Origin of the sequence: Cellulomonas chitinilytica (assembly GCF_016862675.1) — a bacterium.
GTDB lineage: Bacteria > Actinomycetota > Actinomycetes > Actinomycetales > Cellulomonadaceae > Cellulomonas > Cellulomonas chitinilytica.
The window spans coordinates 96,389-118,994 of the sequence record NZ_BONK01000007.1; the positions used below are offsets into that span (position 1 = coordinate 96,389).

At 74.7% G+C, this 22,606-nt stretch carries 19 protein-coding genes and 2 riboswitches; of the genes, 10 read left to right on the forward strand and 9 right to left on the reverse strand.

Annotated elements, in window-relative coordinates; all coding sequences use genetic code 11:
• Positions 1-3: 3 nt before the first annotated feature.
• Positions 4-104: riboswitch (SAM riboswitch) on the reverse strand.
• A 118-nt stretch (positions 105-222) separates the two neighbouring features.
• Positions 223-337: riboswitch (SAM riboswitch) on the forward strand.
• Positions 338-381: 44 nt separating this feature from the next.
• The 3 genes from Cch01nite_RS11395 (at position 382) to Cch01nite_RS11405 (ending at position 3,260) form a co-directional block, all read left to right on the forward strand.
• The gene (locus tag Cch01nite_RS11395; protein ID WP_203753673.1) at positions 382-1,797 is read left to right on the forward strand and encodes an aminotransferase class V-fold PLP-dependent enzyme; all 1,416 of its coding nucleotides are present in this window, start codon (positions 382-384) and stop codon (positions 1,795-1,797) included.
• 181 nt (positions 1,798-1,978) lie between these two features.
• Complete coding sequence (locus tag Cch01nite_RS11400; RefSeq protein WP_203753677.1) at positions 1,979-2,626, forward strand: DUF2510 domain-containing protein; 648 nt, start codon at positions 1,979-1,981, stop codon at positions 2,624-2,626.
• Positions 2,627-2,672: 46 nt separating this feature from the next.
• Positions 2,673-3,260 (forward strand): GNAT family N-acetyltransferase, encoded by a 588-nt coding sequence (locus tag Cch01nite_RS11405; RefSeq protein ID WP_203753680.1) that lies wholly within the window; start codon positions 2,673-2,675, stop codon positions 3,258-3,260.
• A gap of 163 nt (positions 3,261-3,423) precedes the next feature.
• On the opposite strand, the gene Cch01nite_RS11410 is transcribed toward Cch01nite_RS11405, so the two are convergent.
• Genes Cch01nite_RS11410 through Cch01nite_RS11420 form a run of 3 tightly spaced genes read right to left on the reverse strand, consistent with a single transcriptional unit; the run spans position 3,424 to position 7,016 of the window.
• Positions 3,424-4,320 (reverse strand): MaoC/PaaZ C-terminal domain-containing protein, encoded by an 897-nt coding sequence (locus Cch01nite_RS11410; protein ID WP_203753683.1) that lies wholly within the window; start codon positions 4,318-4,320, stop codon positions 3,424-3,426.
• Positions 4,317-5,672, reverse strand: a complete 1,356-nt coding sequence (locus Cch01nite_RS11415) for a 3-oxoacyl-ACP reductase (protein ID WP_203753686.1) — start codon at positions 5,670-5,672, stop codon at positions 4,317-4,319. Before Cch01nite_RS11415 ends, Cch01nite_RS11410 begins: the two co-directional genes overlap by 4 nt.
• 3 nt (positions 5,673-5,675) lie before the next feature.
• On the reverse strand, positions 5,676-7,016 hold the full coding sequence (locus tag Cch01nite_RS11420; RefSeq protein ID WP_203753689.1) for an acetyl-CoA C-acetyltransferase: 1,341 nt from the start codon (positions 7,014-7,016) through the stop codon (positions 5,676-5,678).
• Positions 7,017-7,106: 90 nt separating this feature from the next.
• On the opposite strand from Cch01nite_RS11420, the gene Cch01nite_RS11425 reads away from it, so the two are divergent.
• The gene (locus tag Cch01nite_RS11425) at positions 7,107-8,042 is read left to right on the forward strand and encodes a TetR/AcrR family transcriptional regulator (protein WP_203753692.1); all 936 of its coding nucleotides are present in this window, start codon (positions 7,107-7,109) and stop codon (positions 8,040-8,042) included.
• The gene (locus tag Cch01nite_RS11430; protein ID WP_203753711.1) at positions 8,039-10,132 is read left to right on the forward strand and encodes an acyl-CoA dehydrogenase family protein; all 2,094 of its coding nucleotides are present in this window, start codon (positions 8,039-8,041) and stop codon (positions 10,130-10,132) included. Before Cch01nite_RS11425 ends, Cch01nite_RS11430 begins: the two co-directional genes overlap by 4 nt.
• A gap of 89 nt (positions 10,133-10,221) precedes the next feature.
• On the opposite strand, the gene Cch01nite_RS11435 is transcribed toward Cch01nite_RS11430, so the two are convergent.
• The 5 genes from Cch01nite_RS11435 to Cch01nite_RS11455 all read right to left on the reverse strand — a co-directional run bounded on the left by Cch01nite_RS11435 (position 10,222) and on the right by Cch01nite_RS11455 (position 14,233).
• Positions 10,222-10,599 carry a TFIIB-type zinc ribbon-containing protein gene (locus Cch01nite_RS11435; RefSeq protein ID WP_203753722.1) on the reverse strand — a complete coding sequence of 126 codons (378 nt, stop codon included), beginning with the start codon at positions 10,597-10,599 and terminating at the stop codon, positions 10,222-10,224.
• A 106-nt stretch (positions 10,600-10,705) separates the two neighbouring features.
• The gene (locus Cch01nite_RS11440) at positions 10,706-11,323 is read right to left on the reverse strand and encodes a dihydrofolate reductase family protein (RefSeq protein WP_203753724.1); all 618 of its coding nucleotides are present in this window, start codon (positions 11,321-11,323) and stop codon (positions 10,706-10,708) included.
• Between the two features lie 76 nt (positions 11,324-11,399).
• Positions 11,400-12,155 carry a 3-oxoacyl-ACP reductase FabG gene (fabG, locus tag Cch01nite_RS11445; protein ID WP_203753727.1) on the reverse strand — a complete coding sequence of 252 codons (756 nt, stop codon included), beginning with the start codon at positions 12,153-12,155 and terminating at the stop codon, positions 11,400-11,402.
• A gap of 38 nt (positions 12,156-12,193) precedes the next feature.
• A complete protein-coding gene (locus Cch01nite_RS11450; protein ID WP_203753730.1) occupies positions 12,194-12,982 on the reverse strand; it encodes a DUF2599 domain-containing protein in 789 nt (262 codons plus the stop codon).
• A gap of 66 nt (positions 12,983-13,048) precedes the next feature.
• The gene (locus Cch01nite_RS11455; RefSeq protein ID WP_203753733.1) at positions 13,049-14,233 is read right to left on the reverse strand and encodes a hypothetical protein; all 1,185 of its coding nucleotides are present in this window, start codon (positions 14,231-14,233) and stop codon (positions 13,049-13,051) included.
• Between the two features lie 213 nt (positions 14,234-14,446).
• On the opposite strand from Cch01nite_RS11455, the gene purL reads away from it, so the two are divergent.
• The 5 genes from purL to rsgA all read left to right on the forward strand — a co-directional run bounded on the left by purL (position 14,447) and on the right by rsgA (position 21,433).
• On the forward strand, positions 14,447-16,813 hold the full coding sequence (purL, locus tag Cch01nite_RS11460) for a phosphoribosylformylglycinamidine synthase subunit PurL (protein ID WP_203753736.1): 2,367 nt from the start codon (positions 14,447-14,449) through the stop codon (positions 16,811-16,813).
• A gap of 90 nt (positions 16,814-16,903) precedes the next feature.
• A complete protein-coding gene (locus Cch01nite_RS11465; RefSeq protein WP_203753739.1) occupies positions 16,904-17,626 on the forward strand; it encodes a hypothetical protein in 723 nt (240 codons plus the stop codon).
• 144 nt (positions 17,627-17,770) lie between these two features.
• Entirely contained in the window at positions 17,771-19,336 is a 1,566-nt protein-coding gene (locus Cch01nite_RS11470; RefSeq protein WP_203753742.1) for a trypsin-like serine peptidase, read from the forward strand.
• Between the two features lie 7 nt (positions 19,337-19,343).
• Complete coding sequence (locus Cch01nite_RS11475) at positions 19,344-20,312, forward strand: MvdC/MvdD family ATP grasp protein (RefSeq protein ID WP_203753745.1); 969 nt, start codon at positions 19,344-19,346, stop codon at positions 20,310-20,312.
• Between the two features lie 32 nt (positions 20,313-20,344).
• Entirely contained in the window at positions 20,345-21,433 is a 1,089-nt protein-coding gene (gene rsgA / locus Cch01nite_RS11480; protein ID WP_239070342.1) for a ribosome small subunit-dependent GTPase A, read from the forward strand.
• An 18-nt stretch (positions 21,434-21,451) separates the two neighbouring features.
• Here the strand turns inward: rsgA and Cch01nite_RS11485 are convergent, their stop codons facing one another.
• The gene (locus Cch01nite_RS11485) at positions 21,452-22,261 is read right to left on the reverse strand and encodes a hypothetical protein (protein WP_203753748.1); all 810 of its coding nucleotides are present in this window, start codon (positions 22,259-22,261) and stop codon (positions 21,452-21,454) included.
• Positions 22,262-22,606: the final 345 nt, after the last annotated feature.

Genomic DNA, 22,606 nt, shown 5'->3' on the forward strand with positions numbered 1-22,606 from the left:
TCGCCTCCATCGGTCCTGGCGGTAGCACCCTCGGCCGGGCACGTGGTGCCCGCGGGTTGCTGCGGCGTCGTCGAGCCAGATCTCTCGGCCGCTCTGGATGGTGCCGGTGATGCTACGCGGAGCGACCGGAACCCTCCAAGTGCTGGACACGGCGTCCCGTCATCCGAGACGCGCCGGGCGTGTCGTTGACACGACCGGGGGACCTTGGCGACCCTCGTCTCAGGTCATGAGCGCCAGCGCGAAGCCCCGGCTCGCTGGCCGGCAACCCTCCTCCGCGGCGGGGTGCCCCGGGTGACGACCTGGCTGGCCGCCGTCCGGCGTCCGGCAAGCGCGGGGTCCACCACAGGCACGGTGTCCCCCTGAGCCTTGTGGAGGACCACCATGACCGTCACCGCCGAGCGCGAGTCGTGTGCGGAGGTCGCCGCCACCGCGACGACCCTCCCGCACGTCAGCCCCCTGCTCCGCGTCGTCGGCGCCGACACCACGGTGCCCCTCGTGGACGGCACGCAGCGCGTCTACGCCAACCTCGACTACGCGGCGAGCGCGCCCGCCCTCGAGGCCGTGGCGGCGCGCGTCACCGAGGTCCTGCCCCTGTACGCGTCCGTCCACCGCGGCGCCGGGTACCTGTCCCAGGTCTCGACCGCCCTGTACGAGTCGGCCCGGCAGACCATCGCCCGCTTCGTCGACGCGCGACCCGACGACGTCGCGATCATCACGCGCAACACGACCGACTCGCTCAACCTGCTGGCCGGCGTCGTGCCCGCCGGCGGACGCGTGCTCGTCCTCGACGTCGAGCACCACGCGAACCTGCTGCCCTGGGTGCACTCCGGCGGTCGGCACGGCAACACCACGACCATCCTGCCCATCGAGAAGACCGTCGCCGCGACGCTCGACTCGCTCCGCGACGAGCTCGCCCGCCTCCCGTACGCCCTGGTCACCGTCACCGGCGCGTCGAACGTCACGGGTGAGTCCCTGCCGCTCGACGAGGTCGTCGCGATCGCGCACGCGGCCGGTGCCCGCGTCGCCGTCGACGGCGCCCAGCTCGTGCCGCACCGCGGGTTCTCGCTCACCGCCACCGACGCCGACTACGTGGCGTTCTCCGGCCACAAGACGTACGCGCCGTTCGGTGCGGGCGCGCTCGTGGGCCGCCGCGACTGGCTGGACACCGGCACGCCGTACCTCGCAGGGGGAGGTGCGGTGCGCGACGTCCGCTCGGACCGGACGATCTGGCAGCCCGCGCCGGCCCGTCACGAGGCGGGCTCCCCGAACGTCCTGGGCGCGATCGCGCTCGCCGAGGCGTGCGACCAGCTCGGCGCGCTCCCGGCCGGGGCGCTCGCCGCCCACGAGGAGGCCCTGCGCGGGCGGCTCGTGGACGGGCTGTCGGCCATCGACGGCGTCGAGGTCGCGCGGATCTGGCCGGACTCGGCCGACCCCGTGGGGGTCCTCACGTTCACGGTGCCCGGGCACGACTCCGGCCTGGTCGCGGCGTACCTCGCGGCCGAGCACGGCATCGGCGTGCGTGACGGCCGCTTCTGCGCGCACCCGCTGCTCGCGCATCTCGGTGCGTCGGGCGGGGCGATCCGGGCGTCGGTCGGCGTCGGGACGACGAGCGAGGCGGTCGACCGCCTGGTCGTCGCGCTGCGGACGTACCTCGCCGACGGTCCGGCGTCGCAGTACGAGATCGTCGACGCGTGCTGGGCGGTCGTCGACGACACCCGGCCGCTCGTCGAGGTGCACGGGCTCGACCACCTGGCCGCCACCGCGGCGGCGGCGTGCGGTCCCGCGCTCGACGACTGACGTCGTCCGCGGCAGGACCTCGGGCAGGACGCGTCGCGCCCCGGAGGTGAAGTCCGGGCCGTGACCTGCCGATGTGTGGGTGGGTGCCTCCCGGACGTCCCGACGCCGGGACGCGCGAGCTCTGACGCCCACCGACCCGTCGTCGGCGTGACGGCGACCACCCGAGACGAGGAACACCCGCATGAGCACCGCCTTCGACCAGGCAGGCAGCACGCCCGTCGCCGGGTGGTACCCGGACCCGCATGCGCCCGGCGCGCACCGCTGGTGGGACGGGACGCAGTGGACGCAGCACACGCAGCAGGAGCCCGCCCCCGCGGCCCCGACGTACGCGGCCCCGGGGTACCCGACGCAGCACGCCGACGCCGTCCCCGGGTACCCGCAGCAGCAGGCCGCCGGCACGGCCGGGTTCGGCGCTGCACCCGGTGGCGTCCCGGGGTACCCGTCCGCCTCGGTGGGCGGTGTGCCCGGCTACCCGGTGGCGGGCGGCGGCTACCCGTCCGGGGCCGGGGTGTCGTTCCCGGGCGGCGCGACCTCGACGTACCCGGGCACGTGGTCGGCGACCGGCGCGTACTCGATGGAGAAGCCGAAGAACCGGACGGCGACGTGGGCGCTCGTCGCCGGCATCGTCGTGATCCTGGTCCTGCTGTTCACGGACTACGCGATCGCGTCGTGGCTGGCGATCTTCGTCGGCATCCAGGGCGTCAAGAAGGCGCGTGCCATCCGGGCGGAGGGGTACCCGAAGGCCGTCGGCATGGGCCGTGCGGTGACGGGGCTCGTGCTGTCGGGCATCAGCGCGGCCCTGTTCGTGCTCTCGTTCGCCCTGCGCTGACGACCCGCACCGGAATGCCCTTCGCGGCCTGTGGCACCATCGCCGCATGCTGCACGACCTGACTCTCGACGGCTTCGGCGCCCGGCTCGTCCCGCTGGACCCCTCGCACGCCGCCGAGCTCGCGGAGATCATCGACGACGACCTGTGGCGTGGCATGACGTCCCCGGTCCCGGTCGGTGCCGCTGCGGTGGAGGCGATGATCGACGCGGCCACGGCCACCCCCGGCCGGCTCGCGTTCGCCGTGCTGGACGCGGCGTCGGGCGAGGTCCGCGGCAGCACGTCGTTCTACGACTGGGAGCCGCGGTTGCTGCGCGTCGAGATCGGACACACCTACTTCGCGCGGCGCTGGTGGGGCACGTCGAACAACCCGGCGTGCAAGCTCCTGATGCTGCGGCACGCGTTCGAGTCGTGGGGGTGCGCCCGCGTGGCGCTACGTGCCGACGCCCGCAACACCCGGTCCGTCGCCGCGATCACCCGCCTCGGCGCGACGCCGGAGGGCGTGCTGCGCAGCCACCGCGTGGCACCGGACGGCTCCCGCGGCGACACGGCGTACTTCTCGATCCTGTCGGACGAGTGGCCCGCGGTCCGCGACGGCCTCCTGACCCGCCTGGCACCCGCCCGCACCGACGCCTGACCGACCCGGCCCCCGCCTGCACCCCTCACCCGTCGAGAACGTGACTTCGGGGCGAGAACGGCACTTCAGACTGACGTTCTCACCCCGAAGTCACGTTCTCAGCGTCTCGGTCGCGGGCGGGGAGGGCGGGGTGCGCGGGGTGGAGGGCGGGGCGGGAGGGGCGTCAGGCGGCGAGCGGGGTGACCGTGCCGGTGAGGTGGGGCTTGCCCGAGCGGGCGTCCCACCCGGCGAACGTGAACCCGTCGGCGTCGTCGTGCGCGACGCGCACCGTGACGGTCCCCGGCAGGAGCACGGGCCCGGCGAACTCCACGGACCACACGTAGGCGTCGCCGCGTGCGGCCCCGACGTCGGCGAGCGCCCGGGCCGCCGTGTACATCCCGTGCGCGATGGCGCGCGGGAAGCCGAGCGCCTTCGCGGACAGCGACGACAGGTGGATGGGGTTGCGGTCGCCGGACACGGCGGCGTAGCGACGGCCCGTGTCGGCGGCGAGCCGCCACCGGCCGGTGGGCGTGGGCGGCACGAACGGCACGCGCTCCTCGTCGGACGCCGGCGCGCCGTCGCCGCCCAGCCGGATGCCGCGCGCGAGGTACGTCGACACCCCGCGCCACGCGAGCGTGTCGCCGGTCCGCACCTCGGTGACGAGGTCGACCTGCGTCCCGCTGCGGTGCGCGCGCAGGTCCGCGGCCCAGGCCCGGACGTCGAGCGGGTCGTCGAGCGTCACCGGCCGGTGCTGCTCGACGTGGTTGCTCAGGTGCACGAGCCCGGCGAGCGGGAGCGGGAAGTCGGTGCGGGCCATGAGGGCGGTGGCGACGGGGAACGCGAGCACGTGCACGAACCCGGCGGGCAGCCGGTCGGACGCGGGCTCACCCAGCAGGTGCTGGTACGCGGTGAGCTGCTGAGGGTCGGCGCGGACGCCGCTCACCGTGTACACGACGTCGGGCAGCGCGGACGGCGCACGGCCGAGCCGGCGCGCGACGGCCAGCCGTCCCGACGCCCCGGCCCCGCGCGCGTACACCCCCGCGAGGGCCGGGACGCCGGGCAGGACGACGGTCGACGTCACTGGCCCACCATGTTCTGCCCGCACACCCGCAGCACGCGCCCGACGACCCCGCCGGCGGCGGGCGACGCGAGGAACGCCACGGTCTCGGCGACGTCGACGGGCAGCCCGCCCTGCTGGAGCGAGTTGAGCCGCCGGGCGACCTGCCGGGTGAGGGCGGGGATGCGGGCCGTCATGTCGGTCTCGATGAACCCGGGGGCGACCGCGTTGGCGGTGCCGCCGAACGCGGTGAGCAGGGGAGCGGTCGCCCGGACCATGCCGATGACGCCGCCCTTGGACGCCGCGTAGTTCGTCTGCCCGCGGTTGCCCGCGATGCCCGACGTGGACGCGAGCGACACGATCCGCGGCGCGTCCGTGAAGTCGCCGGACGTGAGCAGGGCCTCGTTGATCCGCAGCTGGGACGCGATGTTCACCGCGAGGACGGAGTCCCACTTGTCGGGCGTCATGTTGGCGAGCAGCTTGTCGCGCGTGATGCCGGCGTTGTGCACCACGATGTCGAGCCGCCCGTGCCGCTGCAGGGCGTGCTCGAGGATCCGCGCACCGGCGTCGTCGGCCGTGACGTCGAGCTGCAGGGCGGTGCCGCGCACCCGGTTGGCGACGGTGGCGAGCTGCTCCCCGGCGGCGGGCACGTCGACGGCGACGACGGTCGCGCCGTCGCGGGCGAGCGTGTCGGCGATCGACGCGCCGATGCCGCGGGCGGCGCCGGTGACGACGGCGACCCGCCCGGCGAGCGGCCGGTCCCAGTCGTCGGGCAGCGTGCCGGCCGACGAGTCGACGACGAGCAGCTGCCCGTCGACGAACGCGGACCGCCGCGACAGGAAGAACCGCAGCGCCCCCACGGACGACGGGGCGTCGACGGGCACGCCCGCGTGCAGCACGACCCCGTTGCCGGTCGCCCCGCCGCGCAGCTCCTTCGCGAGCGACCGCAGCAGACCGTCGACCCCCTGCCGGGCGGCGGCCACGGCGGGCGCGTCGTCCGCCACCGCCTCGCGCGACACGGTGACCACGCGACCCCCGCGCGCGAGCCCCTTGAGCACACCGGCGGCGGCGAGCACGGGCGCGCTCAGCTCGGTGGGGTGCACGACCTCGGTGAGCACGAGGACGACGGCGGCGTACCGGGTGTCCGGCACCGCGTGCCGGTGCACGTCGAGGTCCCACCCGAGGCCCGGGCCGCCCGCGAGCAGCGCGGCGAGCGTGTCCGCGTCGGCGCCCGACCCGAGCACGAGCGCGGGCCCGTCGAGCAGCGGCTGTCCCGGCTGGTGCCGGCGCAGGGGCGCGGGCTGCGGCAGGCCGAGCTGCTTCGCGAGCTTCTTCGTGACCCCGCTGTTGACGAGGTTGAGGTACGTGTCGGTCATGGGTCAGGCCGCCTCGAGGATCGCGGTGAGGCCCAGCCCGCCGGCTGCGCACACGGACACGAGCGCCCGCGGGGTGCCGCCCTCGGCGGCCTTCCGGCGGTGCAGCTCCTTGCTGATGGTCGCGACGATCCGGCCGCCGGTCGCGGCGAACGGGTGGCCCGCCGCGAGCGAGGACCCGTGCACGTTGAGCCGCGAACGGTCCACCTTGCCGAACGCCCCGGGCAGCCCCAGGCGGTCACGGCCGAACTCCTCGGACTCCCAGGCGGCGAGCGTGGTGAGCACGGTCGACGCGAACGCCTCGTGGATCTCGACGTACGCGAAGTCGTCGAGCGTGAGCCCGTTGCGGGCGAGCAGCCGCGGCACGGCGAACGCGGGGGCCATGAGCAGCCCGTCGACGCCGTGCACGAAGTCGACGGCCCCGGCCTCGGCGTCGACGACGGCGGCGAGCGGCGTGAGGTCGTGCGCGGCGGCCCACTCGTCGGACCCGAGCAGCACGGTGGACGCGCCGTCGGTGAGCGGCGTGGAGTTGCCGGCGGTCATCGTGGCGGGGGTGTCGAGCGTCAGGCCGAACGTCGGCTTGAGCGTGGCGAGCTTCTCCATCGACGTGTCGGTGCGGAGGTTCGCGTCGCGGACGAGGCCGCGGAACGGCGTCACGAGGTCGTCGAAGAACCCGGCGTCGTAGGCGGCGGCGAGCCGCTGGTGGCTGAGCAGCGCGATCTCGTCCTGCGCCTCGCGCGTGATGCCCCACTGCGCGGTGGTGAGGGCCTGGTGCTCGCCCATGGACAGGCCGGTGCGCGGCTCGTCGGTCCGGGGTGCGGCGGGGGCGAGGTCCTTCGGGCGCAGGCGCGCGACGGCGGCGAGCTTCTGCTGGGGCGTCTTGGCGTGCGAGAGGTCGAGCAGCACGCGCCGCAGCCGGTCGGAGACGGCGATCGGTGCGTCCGACGTGGAGTCGACGCCGCCCGCGATCGCCGACTCGAGCTGGCCGAGCCGGATCTTGTTCGTCAGCGCGACGACCGTCTCCAGCCCGGTCGCGCACGCCTCCTGCAGGTCGTACGCCGGAGTCTCGGGCGACAGCGCGGACCCGAGCACCGACTCGCGGGTCAGGTTGAAGTCCCGGCTGTGCTTGAGCACCGCTCCGGCGGCGACCTGGCCGATCCGCTCGCCCTGCAGCCCGTACCGGGCGACGAGCCCGTCGAGCGCGGCGGTCAGCATGTCCTGGTTGCTCGCGTGGGCGTACTTGCCGCCGGCGCGGGCGAACGGGATCCGGTTGCCGCCGAGCACCAGGGCGCGGCGCGGGCCGGCCGGGTCAGCGGTCGTCCGGGACTTCGGGGTGGAGGCTGCCATCAGGCTTTCCTCTCGCATCGTCAGTGATGGAAGGGACGTAAGTCCCGGGTGTTGTGTCCAGGACCGACAGTACCTGATACCTTCGGTCCCGTGAGCCCTGTCACACCGGGCCCGGCGACGACGCCGGCCCTCACCCTGTTGAGCAGCGACGCCGCAGCCCCCGGTCGCGGCGCCCGACCATCCCCTGCCCGTGCCCCGGCCCCCACCGACGCGTTCGCCGTCGACGGCCGCTCCACGCGCTGGGCCGACCACCGCGAGGCCCGCCGCGCGGAGCTCGTCCGCATCGCCCGACGCACCGTCCACCACCAGGGCGCCGACGTCTCCATGGAGGAGATCGCTGCCGCCGCCGGCACGTCGAAGTCGATCGTCTACCGCTACTTCGCGGACAAGACGGGCCTGCAGATCGCCGTCGCCGAGGCCGTCGTGCTGCAGATCCAAGGTGCCCTCGAGGGCGTTCTCCGGGTCGCACCGACCCCGCGCGACGGCCTGCGGGCCATGGTCGCCGTCTACCTCGAGATGATCGAGTCCTCCCCGAACGTGTACGCGTTCGTCACCCGCAACGGCTCCGTCGAGTCCGGCGGCCCCCTCGGCCACTTCCTCGACTCCGTCACCGCCCTGGTGGCGGCGCCGTTCGCCCGCGGGCTCACCGAGGACGGGGGCGACGGACGTCGCACCGCCCGCCGGCCCGAGGCCGGGCCGGACGAGGTCGGACCCCACGAGGCCGGGCCCGACGAGGCCGCGCTGCGCGCCCGGGTGGCGCTCGCCGAGTCCTGGGCCGCGGGCGCCGTCGGCTTCGTGCGCGGCGCCGGCGAATGGTGGCTGGCCCACCGCGACGAGCCGGGCAGCCCCGACCGGGAGACCATCACCGCCCAGGTCGCCGCCTGGCTCTGGGCCGGCCCCGTGGGCCTGCTCGCCCGCGACCGCGGCCGCCCCCACGCCGAGGACCCCACCGCCGACACCGCACTGGACCTGTCGCACCCGCTCGCCGACGCACTCCCGGCCGATCCCACGCAGGAGACCCGATGACCACCACCACACCGCGCACCACCCCGTCGAGCACGAACGGCGAGCAGGGCGACCCCCGGCTCGACGCCGAGCTCGCCGGCATCGACGTCGCGCACCTGCAGCACGTCCTGCTCGGGCACTACCCCGAGCTGCGGCTCGCGGCCCGCACCCTCATGAGCGACGAGCGGTTCCACCAGATCCCCGGCCAGACGCTCGCCGAGCACCGCGAGCGGGTCCTCGCGCAGCTGCGGCTGCTCGCGGTCGAGGGCGACGTGCACCGCTCGTTCCCGGTGCGGTTCGGCGGCGCCGAGGACCACGGCGGCTTCCTCGCCCGGTTCGAGGAGCTCACGCACGCCGACCCGTCGCTGCAGATCAAGTCGGGCGTGCAGTGGGGGCTGTTCGCGTCGGCGATCTACCACCTGGGCACCGAGCGCAACCACGACGAGTTCCTGGCGGACGCTCTGTCCATCGCGGTGCCCGGCGCATTCGCGATGACGGAGACCGGTCACGGCTCGGACGTCGCCGCGATCGGCACGACCGCGACGTACGACCCGGCGACGCAGGAGATCGTCGTCCACACGCCGTTCCGGGCCGCGTGGAAGGACTACCTCGGCAACGCCGCCCAGCACGGCACCGCGGCCGTCGTGTTCGCGCGGCTCATCACCGCGCCTCCCGGCGGCCAGGCCGTCGACCACGGGGTGCACGCGGTCTACGTGCCGATCCGCGACCCGCAGACGGGGGAGTTCCTGCCCGGCGTCGGCGGCGAGGACGACGGCCTCAAGGGCGGCCTCAACGGCATCGACAACGGGCGGCTCTGGTTCGACCACGTGCGTGTCCCGCGGACCAACCTGCTCAACCGGTACGGCGACATCGCGGAGGACGGCACCTACTCGTCGCCCATCGCGAGCCCCGGCCGCCGCTTCTTCACGATGCTCGGCACGCTCGTGCAGGGCCGTGTGTCCCTCGACGGCGCCGCGGTCACCGCGTCCCGGCTCGGCCTGACGATCGCGATCACCTACGGCAACCAGCGCCGCCAGTTCGCGTCCGCCTCGCCGACCGAGGAGGTCGTGCTCCTCGACTACGCCGAGCACCAGCGCCGGCTGCTCCCGCTGCTGGCCGAGACGTACGCCGCGGGGTTCGCGCACGAAGACCTGCTCGCCGCGTTCGACGACGTGTTCAGCGGCCGCAACGACACCCCCGAGACCCGTGAGGACCTCGAGACGCTCGCGGCGGCCCTCAAGCCGGCGTCGACGTGGCACGCGCTGCGCACGCTGCAGACGTGCCGAGAGGCGTGCGGCGGCGCCGGGTTCCTCGCCGAGAACCGGATCACCGGGCTGCGCGCGGACATGGACGTGTACGCGACGTTCGAGGGGGACAACACCGTCCTGCTGCAGCTCGTCGGCAAGCGGCTGCTCACCGACTACGGCAAGTCGTTCAAGCACCTCGACGCCGTCAAGGTCGCCCGCCTCGTCGCCGAGCGGGCCGCCGACGCCGCCCGGTTCCGCACGCCGCTGCACCGCGCGGTCCAGACGATCGCCGACGTCGGCGACGCCCGCCGCTCGGCCGGCCAGCTCCGCGAGACGGCCACCCAGCGGTCGCTGCTCGTCGACCGGGTCGAGACGATGGTCGCCGAGATCGCGCAGGCCCTCCGCCCGGCCCAGAAGGCGGACCCGGCGACGGCCGCGGCGCTGTTCAACCAGCACCAGCACGACCTCGTCGAGGCCGCGCGGGCGCACTCCGAGCTCGTGCAGTGGGAGTCGTTCACCGCGGCCCTCGACCGGGTCACCGACCCGGGCACCCGCCAGGTGCTCACGTGGGTCCGGGACCTGTTCGGCCTCACGCTCGTCGAGCGGCACCTCGCCTGGTACCTCGTCAACGGCCGGCTGTCGGCGGGACGGGCGCGGACCGTCACGTCGTACATCGACCGGCTGCTCACGCGGCTGCGGCCGCACGCGCAGGACCTCGTGGACGCGTTCGGCTACGGCCAGGAGCACCTGCGGGCGCCGATCGCGTCGGGTGCCGAGGCGGAGCGGCAGGACGAGGCGCGGGCCTACCTCAAGGCGCAGCGGGCGTCCGGCGACGCCCCGCGGCCGGAGAAGCACGTGCGCTGACCGGTCGCACCACGACGCCCGCCGCCAGGGGCCTCCCCGGCGGCGGGCGTCGTCGTTCCCGGGGTGTCCGTGCGTCCGTGCGGCCGCCGTCAGAAGTCGAACAGCTCGCCGAGCCACGACTCCTTCCGGCGCCGGCGCGGGTCGGTGCTGCGGGAGCGGTCGTCGTAGCCGCTGCCGTCGGCGGACCTGCGCCCGTCGTCCCGGCGGTCGTCGTACCCGCGCCGGTCGTCGTACCCCCGCCGGTCGTCGTACCCCCGCCGGTCGTCGTACCCCCGCCGGTCGTCGTGCGCGCCGGACGTGCGGGTCGCCGGTGCGGTGACCGGGGGAGCGGTCGCGGCGGCGCGGTCGAGGATCTTGTCCAGCTCGCCGCGGTCGAGCCAGATGCCGCGGCACGTCGGGCAGTAGTCGATCTCCACGCCCTGGCGCTCGGACATCACGAGCTCGGCCTGGTCCACGGGGCATCGCATGAGGGTGTCCTCCGGTCGGGTCGACGGTCGGGGGTCGGTCGTCGTGTGCTGAACGACCGGGACTCCCGTGAAGTTGCGTCCCGTCGGACCCCGCCGGCGCGGCAGGTCAGGTCATGTCCCCCGTGGCGGGGTCGGCGCCCGTCGGGGCGTACCGCAGCAGGACGGCACCCGCGCTGCCCGCGACGGGCGGCTCGAGGAGGGTGAGCCCGGAGGCGCGGGCACCGTCGGGGAACACCTTCTTCCCCCGGCCGAGCACGATCGGGTACACCCACAGGGTCAGCACGTCGAAGAGCCGCTCGGACAGGAGAGTCTGGACCAGGTCGACGCTGCCGATGACGTGGGTGCTCTCGTGCCGGTCCCGCAGCGCCCGGACCTCGGCGGGCAGGTCGGGCCCGAGCAGCGTGCTCCCCGACCAGGTGAGCTCGGGCGTGCCGCGGCTGGCGACGTACTTCGGCACGGCGTTGAGCCTGCGCGCGATCGGCCCGTTCTCGCCCTGCTCCTGGTCGGGCCAGTACCCGGCGAAGATGTCGTACGTCCGGCGCCCGAGCAGGAGGGCGTCCATCGCGTCGATGCCGGCGGTCACCTCGCGGTCGACGACGTCGTCCCACAGCGGTGCCTGCCAGCCGCCGAACGGGAAGCCGCCGGAGGTGTCCTCCTCGGGGCCGCCGGGCGCCTGTGCGACGCCGTCGAGGGTGACGAACAGGTCGATGTGCAGGCGTCCCACGGCTGCTCCCCGGCTCGGTGGTGGACCGTTCGAGACTAGTCCCGGCCACGCGTGGCGGTCGGTGTCGCCCGGCGCCTCACGCCTTCGGGCCGCCCGCGACGTACAGCACCTGGCCGGAGACGTACCCGGCGCCCTCGGAGCAGAAGAACGCGACGGCCGCCGCCACGTCCTGCGGCGTCCCGGCCCGCCGCGCGGGCACGTCCCGCGCGGCGGCGGCGAAGTACTCCTCGGGCGGCACCCCGAGCCGCTCGGCGGCGGCCCGGGTCATGTCCGTCTCGATGACCCCGGGGGCCACGGCGTTGACGGTCACGCCGAACGGTCCGAGCTCGATCGCGAGCGTCTTCGTGAAGCCCTGCATCCCGGCCTTCGCCGCGGCGTAGTTCGCCTGGCCGCGGTTGCCGAGGGCCGACGTGCTGGACAGGTTGACGATCCGTCCCCACCGGGCGGCGACCATGTGCTGCTGGACGGCGCGGCTCACCAGGAACGCGCCGCGCAGGTGCACCGACAGGACCGCGTCCCAGTCGGCGGCGCTCATCCGGAACAGCAGGTTGTCGCGCAGGATCCCGGCGTTGTTCACGAGCACCGTCGGGGCGCCGAGCTCGTCGACCACCCGGGCGACCGCCGCCTGCACGGCGTCCTCGTCGGCGACGTCCGCCCCGACGGCGAGCGCCGTCCCTCCGGCCGCGACGATCTCGTCGGCGGTGCCGCGGGCGTCGGCCTCGTGCAGGTCGAGCACCGCGACCCGCAGGCCGTCGGCGGCGAGCCGCCGGGCGGTGGCGGCGCCGATGCCGCGGGCGGCGCCGGTCACGAGCGCGGTGCGGGGGTCGGTCACGGTGGGTCCTCTCGTCGTCGGGTCAGGGGTGGCAGCGGTCAGGGGTTGCACCGTGCCCCGAGCATGTCGAGCGGGCCGACGTCCGGCCGCCACGGCTCGAGGTTCCACGTCTCCTTGTCGGGTGCGCCGAGCTCGTGGCACCCGAGCTGCGCCTGCATCGTCGCCGTGCCCGCCTCGGGCTCGGCGGCGACGAGCTGCTCGCGCAGGGCCGTCTCGGCGGCGAGGCCCCCGGCGCGGGCCCAGGCGCTCGGCGTGACCGCGAGCGACCGGCCGCCTTCCCGCTCGCCCCAGTCGGCGCCCTTGACGGCGACCGTCGCGACCCACAGCTCGACGCCGGTCGCACCGGGCGCGGGCGTGACGAGCCGGACGACCTCGTCGTCGGCCCGCTCGAGCCGGCCGCCCGTCGGCGTCACGCCGGCCAGCAGCGTGCCCGCGGCGTCCCGGACCACCGCGGTGCCGTCGGCCAGCACGTCCCACACCGCGCCCTCGGGTGCCGCGACGAGCGCGACGGTCGTGTCCTGCGGCGGCACGGGGAACGTGGCCCGGACGGAGCCGTCGTCCTGCGGTGCGGGGGTGACGGTGCCGGGCGGCGTCGGGCGCACGGCGAGCGTGACGGCCCCCGACGTGACCGGGACCCCGTCGCGCCGCACCGCGGGGGCGGAGTCGTCGGGCGTCGAGGGCGTGGGCGTCGACGTGGTCGACGGTGGGCCCGGCGACGTCGGCACGGTGTCGGGGGCCGACCTCGAGCAGGCCGTCAGGACCGTCACGAGCAGCACGGACGCGGGGACGACGAGCCACCCGCGGGCGCGCAGGGACGGTCGTGCCATGCGGCCGACGGTACCGGCAGCACGGCCCCACGACCGGACGCGCCCCCGGGGTTCGGCGGCGCCCGACTACACCGACGCCGTCGCCGGCACCTCGACCTCCGGCGCGGGCGGCCCGCCGGCCGGTGCGTCCGTCGACGTCCGGTTGACGACCCGGAGCAGGACCCACGCGACCAGCCCGACCACCCACCCGTACATGAGCCCCCAGCCCGACGCCTGCCACGCGGACGACCCGACGTAGAGCGAGAGCAGACCGAACGGGTCGCCCCCTTCCGTGCCCTGCAGGTGGCTGCCGGCCTGGGCGGCGGCGACAACGGTCGCGACCATGCCGCCGACCACGGACGCCCACCACGCCACGAGCACCAGGACACCGCCCCCGCGCACCGGTGCCGTCCCACGCGCCGCGAGCACGACGGCCACCGCGACGACGACGCCGAGCAGCGCCGCGCCCAGCAGGTACGCCCGGACGTAGGGCGGGCCGAACCACGCGAGGTCCGGCCCGGCGCTGTTCGGCAGCAGGGTCAGCGCCCACTCGGTCACCTGCTGACGGGCCGCCGTGCGGGTGCCGACCTCGGTCATCACCCGCTCGAGCACCCACCCGGACGCGGCCCACCCCGTGGCGGCGACGAGCCCTGCGACGACGGCGGCGACCACGCTGCTCGGACGGGCGCCGGACGACCGCACCGCGGCGCCCCGGCGGAGCGCGAGCAGCAGGACGACGCCCACGGCCCAGCCCCACACGACACCCCAGGTCGCGCCCTGGGACACGATCCAGCGCCACGTGACGACGGCGCCCAGCTGCGCCCCGATCTCGACGGTGGTGACGGCGGCCCCGGCGACGCCCGCGAGACATGCGACGAACCAGCCGGAGAGCAGCACGGCGGTCGCGGACACGGTGCCGCGGCGGACCGCCAGGGCAAGACCCGCGGTGACGAGAGCGCCGACGACCGCCACGACGACGGTCGACAGGGCGACCGGTCCGGGGCGCGGGCCCAGGGGCATCGGCAGGAGGGCGGGGGTGAGCCGGACCGCGAGGCGGGCGGGGACGAGCCCGTCGGAGTAGGCCCACAGGAGGCCCGCGGCGAGCAGCCAGGCACCCGCGGCCGCGAGCGCCCCGAGGGCGGCGACCGACCAGGTGCCGAGCGGCGCTGCGCCGTCCCGGGGCGAGGGCCGCTCTGCCGGCGGCACTGGTGGCACGGGCGGGACGAGGTCGTCGGTCGGCGCGGGCGGGACGTCGGACGGGTCGGCAGGCATGCGCGCGACCGTAGCAACGAGACGGCGGCGCCGCGGGGTTCCGTCCGGTTCGTCACCAGGTTGTCACCGGCTCGTGACAGGGCGGCGGACCTCCCTCCGGACACCCGGCGGACCCCGTCCGGCGCGCCGGTACCCTTGTCCTCGTCTGCCGACCCGGGCGTGGACCAGCAGTGGCCTGTCGGCCCCCGGTCCCTGCCCCCACCGAGGGAATCGATGACCACCGCAGCTGCGCGCACCGCCCCCCAGACCGACACCGTCGAGCACGCCGCGGCGACGCCCGACCAGGAGCAGCCGTTCGCCGAGCTCGGCCTCAAGCCGGACGAGTACCAGCGCATCCGCGACATCCTCGGCCGCCGCCCCACGGCCGCCGAGCTCGCCATGTACTCGGTGATGTGGTCGGAGCACTGCTCGTACAAGTCGAGCAAGAACCACCTGCGCCAGTTCGGCGACAAGACGACCGACGCCATGAAGGAGCACCTGCTCGTCGGCATCGGCGAGAACGCGGGCGTGGTGGACATCGGCGACGGCTGGGCGGTGACGTTCAAGGTCGAGTCGCACAACCACCCGTCCTATGTGGAGCCGTACCAGGGTGCGGCCACCGGTGTCGGCGGCATCGTGCGCGACATCATCTCGATGGGTGCCCGCCCGGTCGCGGTCATGGACCAGCTGCGGTTCGGCGCGGTCGACCACCCGGACACGGCCCGCGTGGTGCACGGCGTGGTCTCCGGGGTCGGCGGCTACGGCAACTCCCTCGGCCTGCCGAACATCGGCGGCGAGCTCGTCTTCGACGCGTCCTACCAGGGCAACCCGCTCGTCAACGCCCTGTGCCTCGGGGTGCTGCGCCACGAGGACATCCACCTCGCCAACGCGTCCGGCACGGGCAACAAGATCGTGCTGTTCGGCGCCCGCACGGGCGGCGACGGCATCGGCGGCGCGAGCATCCTGGCGTCCGAGACGTTCGACGACACCAAGCCGTCCAAGCGTCCGTCGGTGCAGGTCGGCGACCCCTTCATGGAGAAGGTGCTCATCGAGTGCTGCCTCGAGCTGTACGCCGCGCAGGTCGTCGAGGGCATCCAGGACCTCGGTGCCGCGGGCATCAGCTGTGCGACGAGCGAGCTCGCGTCGAACGGTGACGGCGGCATGCACGTCGACCTCGAGAACGTGCTGCTGCGCGACCCCACCCTGACGGCCGGCGAGATCCTCATGTCGGAGTCGCAGGAGCGCATGATGGCCGTCGTCGCGCCGGACAAGCTCGACGAGTTCCTCGCCATCACCGGCAAGTGGGACGTCGAGACGGCCGTGATCGGCGAGGTCACCGGCACGGGCCGCCTGACCATCGACCACCACGGCAGCCGCATCGTCGACGTCGACCCGAAGACGGTCGCGCACGAGGGCCCGGTCTACGACCGCCCGTACGCCCGCCCGGCGTGGCAGGACGGCCTCAACGCCGACACGGCCGCGAACCTGGCCCGCCCGGGCACGCCCGCCGAGCTCCGCGCGACCGTCCTGGAGCTGCTGGCCAGCCCGAACCTGGCCGACAAGTCCTGGGTGACCAACCAGTACGACCGCTTCGTGCAGGGCAACACGGCCCTCGCGCAGCCCGACGACGGCGGCGTGGTCCGCGTCGACGAGCAGTCGGGCCTCGGCGTCGCGCTCGCGACGGACGCGAACGGCCGCTACGGCAAGCTCGACCCGTACACGGGCGCCCAGCTCGCGCTCGCGGAGGCGTACCGCAACGTCGCGACCACGGGCGCCCGCCCGCTGGCCGTCACGGACTGCCTCAACTTCGGCAGCCCCGAGCACCCCGACTCGATGTGGCAGCTCGTCGAGGCCATCCGCGGCCTCGCGGACGCGTGCCAGGAGCTCGAGGTCCCGGTCACGGGCGGCAACGTGTCGCTCTACAACGGCACGGGCGAGCCCGGCAAGATCGACTCCGCGATCCACCCGACCCCCGTCGTGGGCGTGCTCGGCGTGCTGGACGACGTCGCCTCGGCGACCCGTTCGGGCTGGTCGGCCCCCGGCCAGGCGGTCTACCTGCTCGGCACCACGCGCGCGGAGCTCGACGGCTCGGCGTGGGCCGACGTCGTGCACGGCCACCTCGGCGGTCTGCCCCCGCAGGTCGACCTGGCGGCCGAGCGTCGTCTGGCCACCGTCCTGCAGCGGGCGAGCCGCGACGGCCTCGTCGACTCGGCGCACGACCTGTCCGAGGGCGGTCTGGCGCAGGCGCTCGTCGAGGCGAGCCTGCGCTACGGCGTCGGCGCGCAGGTGACGCTCGACGCGCTGTGCGAGCGGGACGGCGTGACCCCGTTCGAGGCCCTGTTCTCGGAGTCCACGGCCCGCGCGCTCGTCGCGGTCCCGCGCTCGGAGGAGGTCCGCCTCGCGGACCTGTGCACCGCGCGCGGCGTCCCGGTGCTCCGCCTCGGCGAGACGGCGGAGTCCTGCTCGCCGGGTGCCGGTGCACCGGTCGACGACGCGGACCACGAGCACGGCCCCGCGGTCGAGGTCGCCGGCCTGTTCACGCTGCCCCTGACCGAGGCGCGTCGCGCCTGGGAGGACACGCTGCCGCGCTGGTTCGGCTGACGTCGCGGCGACATCCTGCTGCGGGGTAGGGAACGAGCCACGAGCGGCGATACAGGTCGCGGGCGGTGGTGAACACAGCGGAGGGTCGACATGGGTGACGACGCGAAGTCGCGCGTCAGCCTGTCCTCGAATGCCGTGGGCGCCGACGTCAGGCGGGCCGCGGCACGTCGGCCTGACGCTGCTGCCGACGTCTTGCGGTCCTTCGCGGACGACCGAGACAGGCAGGTCCGGGAGAACCTCGCCGCCAACCCCGCGTGCCCGCAGGACGTGCTGCTCGCTCTGCTCGACGACGCTCACTGGCGGGTTCGCTGGGAGGCCGCGCAGAATGTCTCGGCAGGGCGAGCGCTGCATCTGGCGGCACTGTCGGCAGCCGACGGCCAGCTCGTCTGGGCCGTCGGACAGCTGGGCGACAGGCTGGACCGTGAGGTCGTCGACGAGCTCCTGCGGCACCCGCTGCGGCACGGGCGCGAGCAGCTCGCGTTGACCTCCACGTCCGCCGACATCCTGTGGGCGCTCGCGGAGGACACCGACCACCGGGTCCGCCTCCACGTCGCCATGTCCGACGCCTGCCCCGTCGACCTGCTGCGCGTCCTCGCGCGGGACCGGCGCAAGGAGGTCCGTCAGGTCGTGGCGGCGTCGTCGCGGCTGCCGCGGGACGTCGTCGACGAGCTGCTGCACGACCGTTCGGCGGACGTGCGCTGGAACGTCGTCTGCCACCGGAGCGCAGACGGCGACATCTGCCGGGCGCTGGTCGACGACCCGGACGACACCGTGAGGGGGCATGCCCGGGTTGCTCTCGGGCTGCCGGTCTGAGCGGTTCGTGGCGATCCGTCGTGCGGGTCGTGGTCGCGCTGTCCTCCTGCAGCCGCACCGAGGTTGGCGTATCTGGACAAATCGGGCCAGGCTCCTTCCTGACGGCGCGACAGGGGGACTGTCGTCGACCGTCAGGGAGCAGCGATGCCTTCAACGAAGAAGCCAGCGAACGCGGATCTCGACAACAGCCTGTACCCACCCCGGCTCGACAAGCTCGTCCTCCCCGACGAGCGGATGGCGGGGGCGGGCCCCGACTACAGCGCGATCCTCGAGACCATCTGCGGGGCGACCGACGACTCGCAGCCCGTCGAGCAGTACGACGGCACCCTGGGTGTGACGGTGGCGTTCGTGAACGCGCACCAGGCCCCTGCCGTGCAGGTCCAGTGGAACAGCAACCTGGCGGCGGTGTTCACGAACCCCGGCGACGTCTCGGGCGTCCGGTGGGGCAGCGGGACGATGATCGGCCCGGACCTGTTCCTCACGTGCGGCCACCTGTTCGACCAGGACCCGAACGGCTGGACGATCCCGCGCCAGAACGGCACGTCGAGCGCGATCACGCCGCAGCAGGCCGCGCAGCAGATGCACCTGAACTTCAACTACCAGGTGGACTCCGGCGGCGTGCTGCAGACCGAGGTCAGCTACCCGATCACCCAGCTGCTCGAGTACCGGCTCGGCGGCCTCGACATGGCGCTGTGCCGCATCGGCGGCAGCCCCGGCAACACCTACGGGTGGACGGAGTTCGGCACGACGAACGCGGCCGTGGGGGACATGCTCGCGATCATCGGGCACCCTGCGGGCCAGCCGAAGCGGATCGAGGCGGGCCCGGCGACGAGCATCGTCGGCTCGACGATCGGCTACAACGACATCGACACCCTGGGCGGCAACTCGGGCTCGGGCATCCTGCAGGCGTCGACCGGGCGGGTCGTCGGCGTGCACACCAACGGCGGCTGCAACCCGTCGGGCACGGGGCAGAACACGGGCACCGCGATCGCGGCGATCTTCGCGGCGTCCCCGACGCTGCAGGCCACGACGCCGAGCTCCAGCACGGGCCTGGGCAGCGACTTCACGGGGACACCGCTCGCGACGGACATCGGCGGCACGCTCCTCGGCCAGGACACGGTCAAGGCGACGGACACCGGCATCCTCCAGGACGTCGCGACGCCGCTCGCGCAGGACATCCACGCGACCATCAAGGCCCAGGACGTCGTGGCGACCCTCAAGGCGGCGGACAGCCACACGATCCAGGACCAGATCGCGACGCTGTTCCAGGCGGACACGCACACGGTCGCGGACACCGTCACGAACATCGCGCTCGACAACATCGGCACCCCGGTCGCGCAGGACCTCGCCACCACGATCGCCGCCGACCAGCCGGGCACGGTGATCGTCGCCGACCAGCCGGGAACACCCATCGCGGCCGACACGGGCCTCGCCGACCAGCCGGGCACGTTCGCGGCTGCCGACGACCCGGGCTTCGACCCGGGCACGATCGTCAACCCGGTCGTCAACCCCGTCTTCCCGGGCCTGTCCGGCCTGCTCGGCGGGGGTGCCCGCCCGTTCGTCCAGGCCGGCCCGTACACGCCGGTCGACGAGGGCATCCAGGCCACGCACCCGGTGCTCGCCGAGCTCGAGGCGCTCATCGCCACGCAGACGCAGGTCCTGGCCTCGCTGCAGGCGCTGTACCAGCTGATCGCGTCCGGCGAGGTCTGAGGCCGACGTGATCGGCATCGTCTCCCACCCGGACGACCTGCACACGACGGAGGTGACCCGGCACCTGGACCGTGCAGGTGCCGGGCACCACCTCGTGGACACCTCCCGCGTGCCCACCGCGACCACGCTCACCACCCGTCAGCTCCCTGACGGCACGTGGACCGGCACGTGGGAGGGGTTCGACCTCGCCGAGCTGCACGCCATGTGGTGGCGGCGCCCGCAGCCGTTCGTCCTGCACGACGAGGTCACCCGGCCGCAGGACCGGCAGTTCGCGATCGGCGAGTGCGCCGCGATGGTCGCGGGCATCTGGTCGTGCGTCGACGCGGAGTGGGTCAACGAGCCGGACCGTGACGAGGCGGCGTCCCGCAAGATGTGGCAGCTGCAGCTCGCCTCCCGAGCGGGTCTGCGGGTGCCGCGCACGCTCATGACGAACGACCCGGACGAGGCCCGCGCCTTCGTCGCCGCCGAGCGCGGTGCGGTGATCTTCAAGTCGTTCTCGGCGACCCCGACGACGTGGCGGGAGACCCGCCCGGTCCGCGACGTCGACCTGGGCCTGATGGACCAGGTCCGGTACGCGCCGGTGATCTTCCAGGAGCTCGTGCCGGGCGGCCGGGACATCCGGGCGACAGTCGTGGGCGACGAGGTGTTCGCCGCGGAGATCCGGGCCGACCAGTCGGCCTACGAGTTCGACTTCCGCATCGACTCCGCGCACGCGCCGATCTCCGAGTACCGGCTGCCCGAGCCGGTGCAGGAACGGCTCCTGGCGGTCATGCGTCGGCTGGGCCTGCGGTACGGCGCGGCCGACTTCCGGGTGGCCCCGGACGGCGACCACGTGTTCCTCGAGGTCAACCCGGCCGGGCAGTGGCTGTTCGTCGAGTACGCGACGGGCCAGCCGATCGCGGCCGCGCTCGCCGACCTCCTCGTGCGGCTGGACCGTGCGCGGTCGGGCACCCGGGCCGGCGCGTTATTCGCGTGAGGTGTCCGGGACGTCGGCCTACCGTCGAGCACGTGCCCGACCTTCCCGGCGTCCCGGACGCCGTCCGTGTGGTCCGCGCCGACAGGGGCGCGGTCCTCGTGCTGCCCGCGCACGCGCTGGCGCCGCACGACGACGCCCCGGTGGGGCGGTCGGGAGCCCCGGACGGGCCGGACGGGCACCCGCGCCGCGTCGTCCTCGACCGTGACGGCCTCGTCCCCGGCCCGGACGACGAGCGCACGGTCCCCACGGTCGGCGACTGGCTGCTGCTCGACGAGACCCCCGACGGCCCCCGGGTCCGCGCGCTCGTCCCGCGCCGCACGGCCCTCGTGCGGGACACCGCGGGGAAGACGTCCCAGACGCAGGCGCTCGCCGCGAACGTCGACGTCGTCCTCGTCGTCGAGCACCTCGACCCGGACCCGGACCTGGGCCGCGTGGAGCGGCTCCTGACGCTCGCGTGGCGGTCGGGCGCGCAGCCGGTGGTCGTGCTGACCAAGGCGGACCTGGTGCCCGACCCCGAGGGCATGGCGGCCGAGGTGGCCGACGTCGCGCTCGCGGTCGACGTGCACGCGGTGGCCGTCCCGACCGGGGCCGGGCTCGACGGGGTCCGTGCGCTGCTCGCACCGGGCATGACCCTCGTCGTCGTGGGACCGTCCGGAGCCGGGAAGTCGACGCTGGTCAACGCGCTCGCGGGCCGTGAGGTGATGGCGACGGGCGGCCGGCGTGCGGACGGCCGGGGGCGGCACACGACGACCCACCGCGAGCTGGTGCCGCTGGCCGGGGGAGCGGTGCTCATCGACACGCCGGGCATCCGCGGGGTCGGGCTGGTGGCGGACGCGGAGGCGCTGGACACGACGTTCGCCGACGTCGCCGACCTCGCGGCGCGCTGCCGGTTCGGCGACTGCCACCACACGGGCGAGCCGGGGTGCGCGGTGCAGGAGGCGCTCGAGGCCGGCGAGCTGGCGCCCCGACGGCTCGACAGCTGGCGGCGGCTGGAGCGGGAGGCGGCCTACCAGGCGCGCCGCGCGGACGTCCGGCTCGCCGCGCTGGAGCGCGACCGCTGGAAGAAGATCACGAAGGACATGCACCGAGGGCTGCGCGGCCCGGGTCGCCCCCGCGGCTGACGGCGGCGGCCGGTCGGGTCACGCGGCCGGGTCGTCCCACCCGACGAAGGCCCGGAGGTCGTCGACGGTCGTCAGCGGGGGAGCCTCGGCCCCCAGGCAGTGGCCGGTCGGCAGGACGATGTGCTGCGGCTCGCCCGTCGCCCGGAAGTACTGCCGTGTCGTCGCGCTGACGTCGTCCTTCGTGATCGTGTACGCGATCTCCGTCAGCGCACCGTCGTCGGTGAACGTGAAGGTCCCGGTGCCCGTCGCGTCCTGGAACGCGTCCGGGTCGGCGGGCTCGACGCCGGCGTCGAGGAGCGCGTCGACCGAGAGGTCGACGGTCAGGTCGAGCGTCGACTCGTCGGCGACCTCGGTCGCGGCGTCCATGAGCCTCGTCGCCGGCTCGGGGTCGACCTCCTGCTGCATGCCGCCCATGAACTCGTCGAGCACCGCGGGGTCCACGTGGGCCCAGGTGGCCTCGAAGCACGCGGCGCCGTCCTGCACGGTGTCGGTGTCGACGTAGACGATGTCGCCGTCGACGGTGAAGTAGTGGCCGACGGCGCAGTGCTCGTCCTCGGTGAAGGTGCCCGCGGTGACCTCGTACCGGTCCGGGGCGACGGAGGTGGGTTCCGTGCGAACCTCCGCGCACCGCCCCGACCTGCTCGTGCCCGTGTCCTTCTCGGTGGCGTAGCCGGTCGTGCCGCCGTCCGCCGCGGCGACCGCCTGGATCCCGCGCTCGACACGCTCGCGGGCCGCGGTGAGGGCCTTGTCGTCCGCTCCGTCCGCACCCCCGCCCGCGCAGCCGGCGAGCGTGAGGACGAGCGCGGCCGCCCCGCCCAGCGCGGTCATCGTCCGAGGTGTCAGAGGGGTTCCCACGGGTGCGGAGTCTGGCACGACGGCGCTCGTCGACGGGTCGGTGTCCGGCGCGCGAGGGGGTGGTGGGGGCCGCGCGGAAGCGCATCGACGACGCCGGACGGGCTACTAAACGTTTCAGTTCGGAGCGAACCCTCGCCCTCGGCGCGGTCGGTCGGGTTTCCTCGACGGGTCCGGGTCGTGCCTTCGGCCGCCCGACGTCCCCGCCGGTCACGGACGACCTGCGGTGCCGTCGGCCCGGACGCCGTCCCGAGCACCCGGCACCGCCCGACCCGGCGCCACGCCACCCCCGGCACCGCGCCGACCACCGAGGAGAGCCCG

Bases quoted from the DNA above. Each gene is read 5' to 3' on its own strand.
- Cch01nite_RS11465 (WP_203753739.1), top strand. From the start codon at position 16,904: ATGGGTGACGACGCGAAGTCGCGCGTCAGCCTGTCCTCGAATGCCGTG.
- Cch01nite_RS11470 (WP_203753742.1), top strand. From the start codon at position 17,771: ATGCCTTCAACGAAGAAGCCAGCGAACGCGGATCTCGACAACAGCCTG.
- Cch01nite_RS11485 (WP_203753748.1), bottom strand. From the start codon at position 22,261: ATGACCGCGCTGGGCGGGGCGGCCGCGCTCGTCCTCACGCTCGCCGGC.
- Cch01nite_RS11415 (WP_203753686.1), bottom strand. From the start codon at position 5,672: ATGACCGACACGTACCTCAACCTCGTCAACAGCGGGGTCACGAAGAAG.
- Cch01nite_RS11450 (WP_203753730.1), bottom strand. From the start codon at position 12,982: ATGGCACGACCGTCCCTGCGCGCCCGCGGGTGGCTCGTCGTCCCCGCG.
- Cch01nite_RS11430 (WP_203753711.1), top strand. From the start codon at position 8,039: ATGACCACCACCACACCGCGCACCACCCCGTCGAGCACGAACGGCGAG.
- Cch01nite_RS11405 (WP_203753680.1), top strand. From the start codon at position 2,673: ATGCTGCACGACCTGACTCTCGACGGCTTCGGCGCCCGGCTCGTCCCG.
- Cch01nite_RS11400 (WP_203753677.1), top strand. From the start codon at position 1,979: ATGAGCACCGCCTTCGACCAGGCAGGCAGCACGCCCGTCGCCGGGTGG.
- Cch01nite_RS11395 (WP_203753673.1), top strand. From the start codon at position 382: ATGACCGTCACCGCCGAGCGCGAGTCGTGTGCGGAGGTCGCCGCCACC.
- Cch01nite_RS11455 (WP_203753733.1), bottom strand. From the start codon at position 14,233: ATGCCTGCCGACCCGTCCGACGTCCCGCCCGCGCCGACCGACGACCTC.
- Cch01nite_RS11435 (WP_203753722.1), bottom strand. From the start codon at position 10,599: ATGCGATGCCCCGTGGACCAGGCCGAGCTCGTGATGTCCGAGCGCCAG.
- purL (WP_203753736.1), top strand. From the start codon at position 14,447: ATGACCACCGCAGCTGCGCGCACCGCCCCCCAGACCGACACCGTCGAG.
- Cch01nite_RS11420 (WP_203753689.1), bottom strand. From the start codon at position 7,016: ATGGCAGCCTCCACCCCGAAGTCCCGGACGACCGCTGACCCGGCCGGC.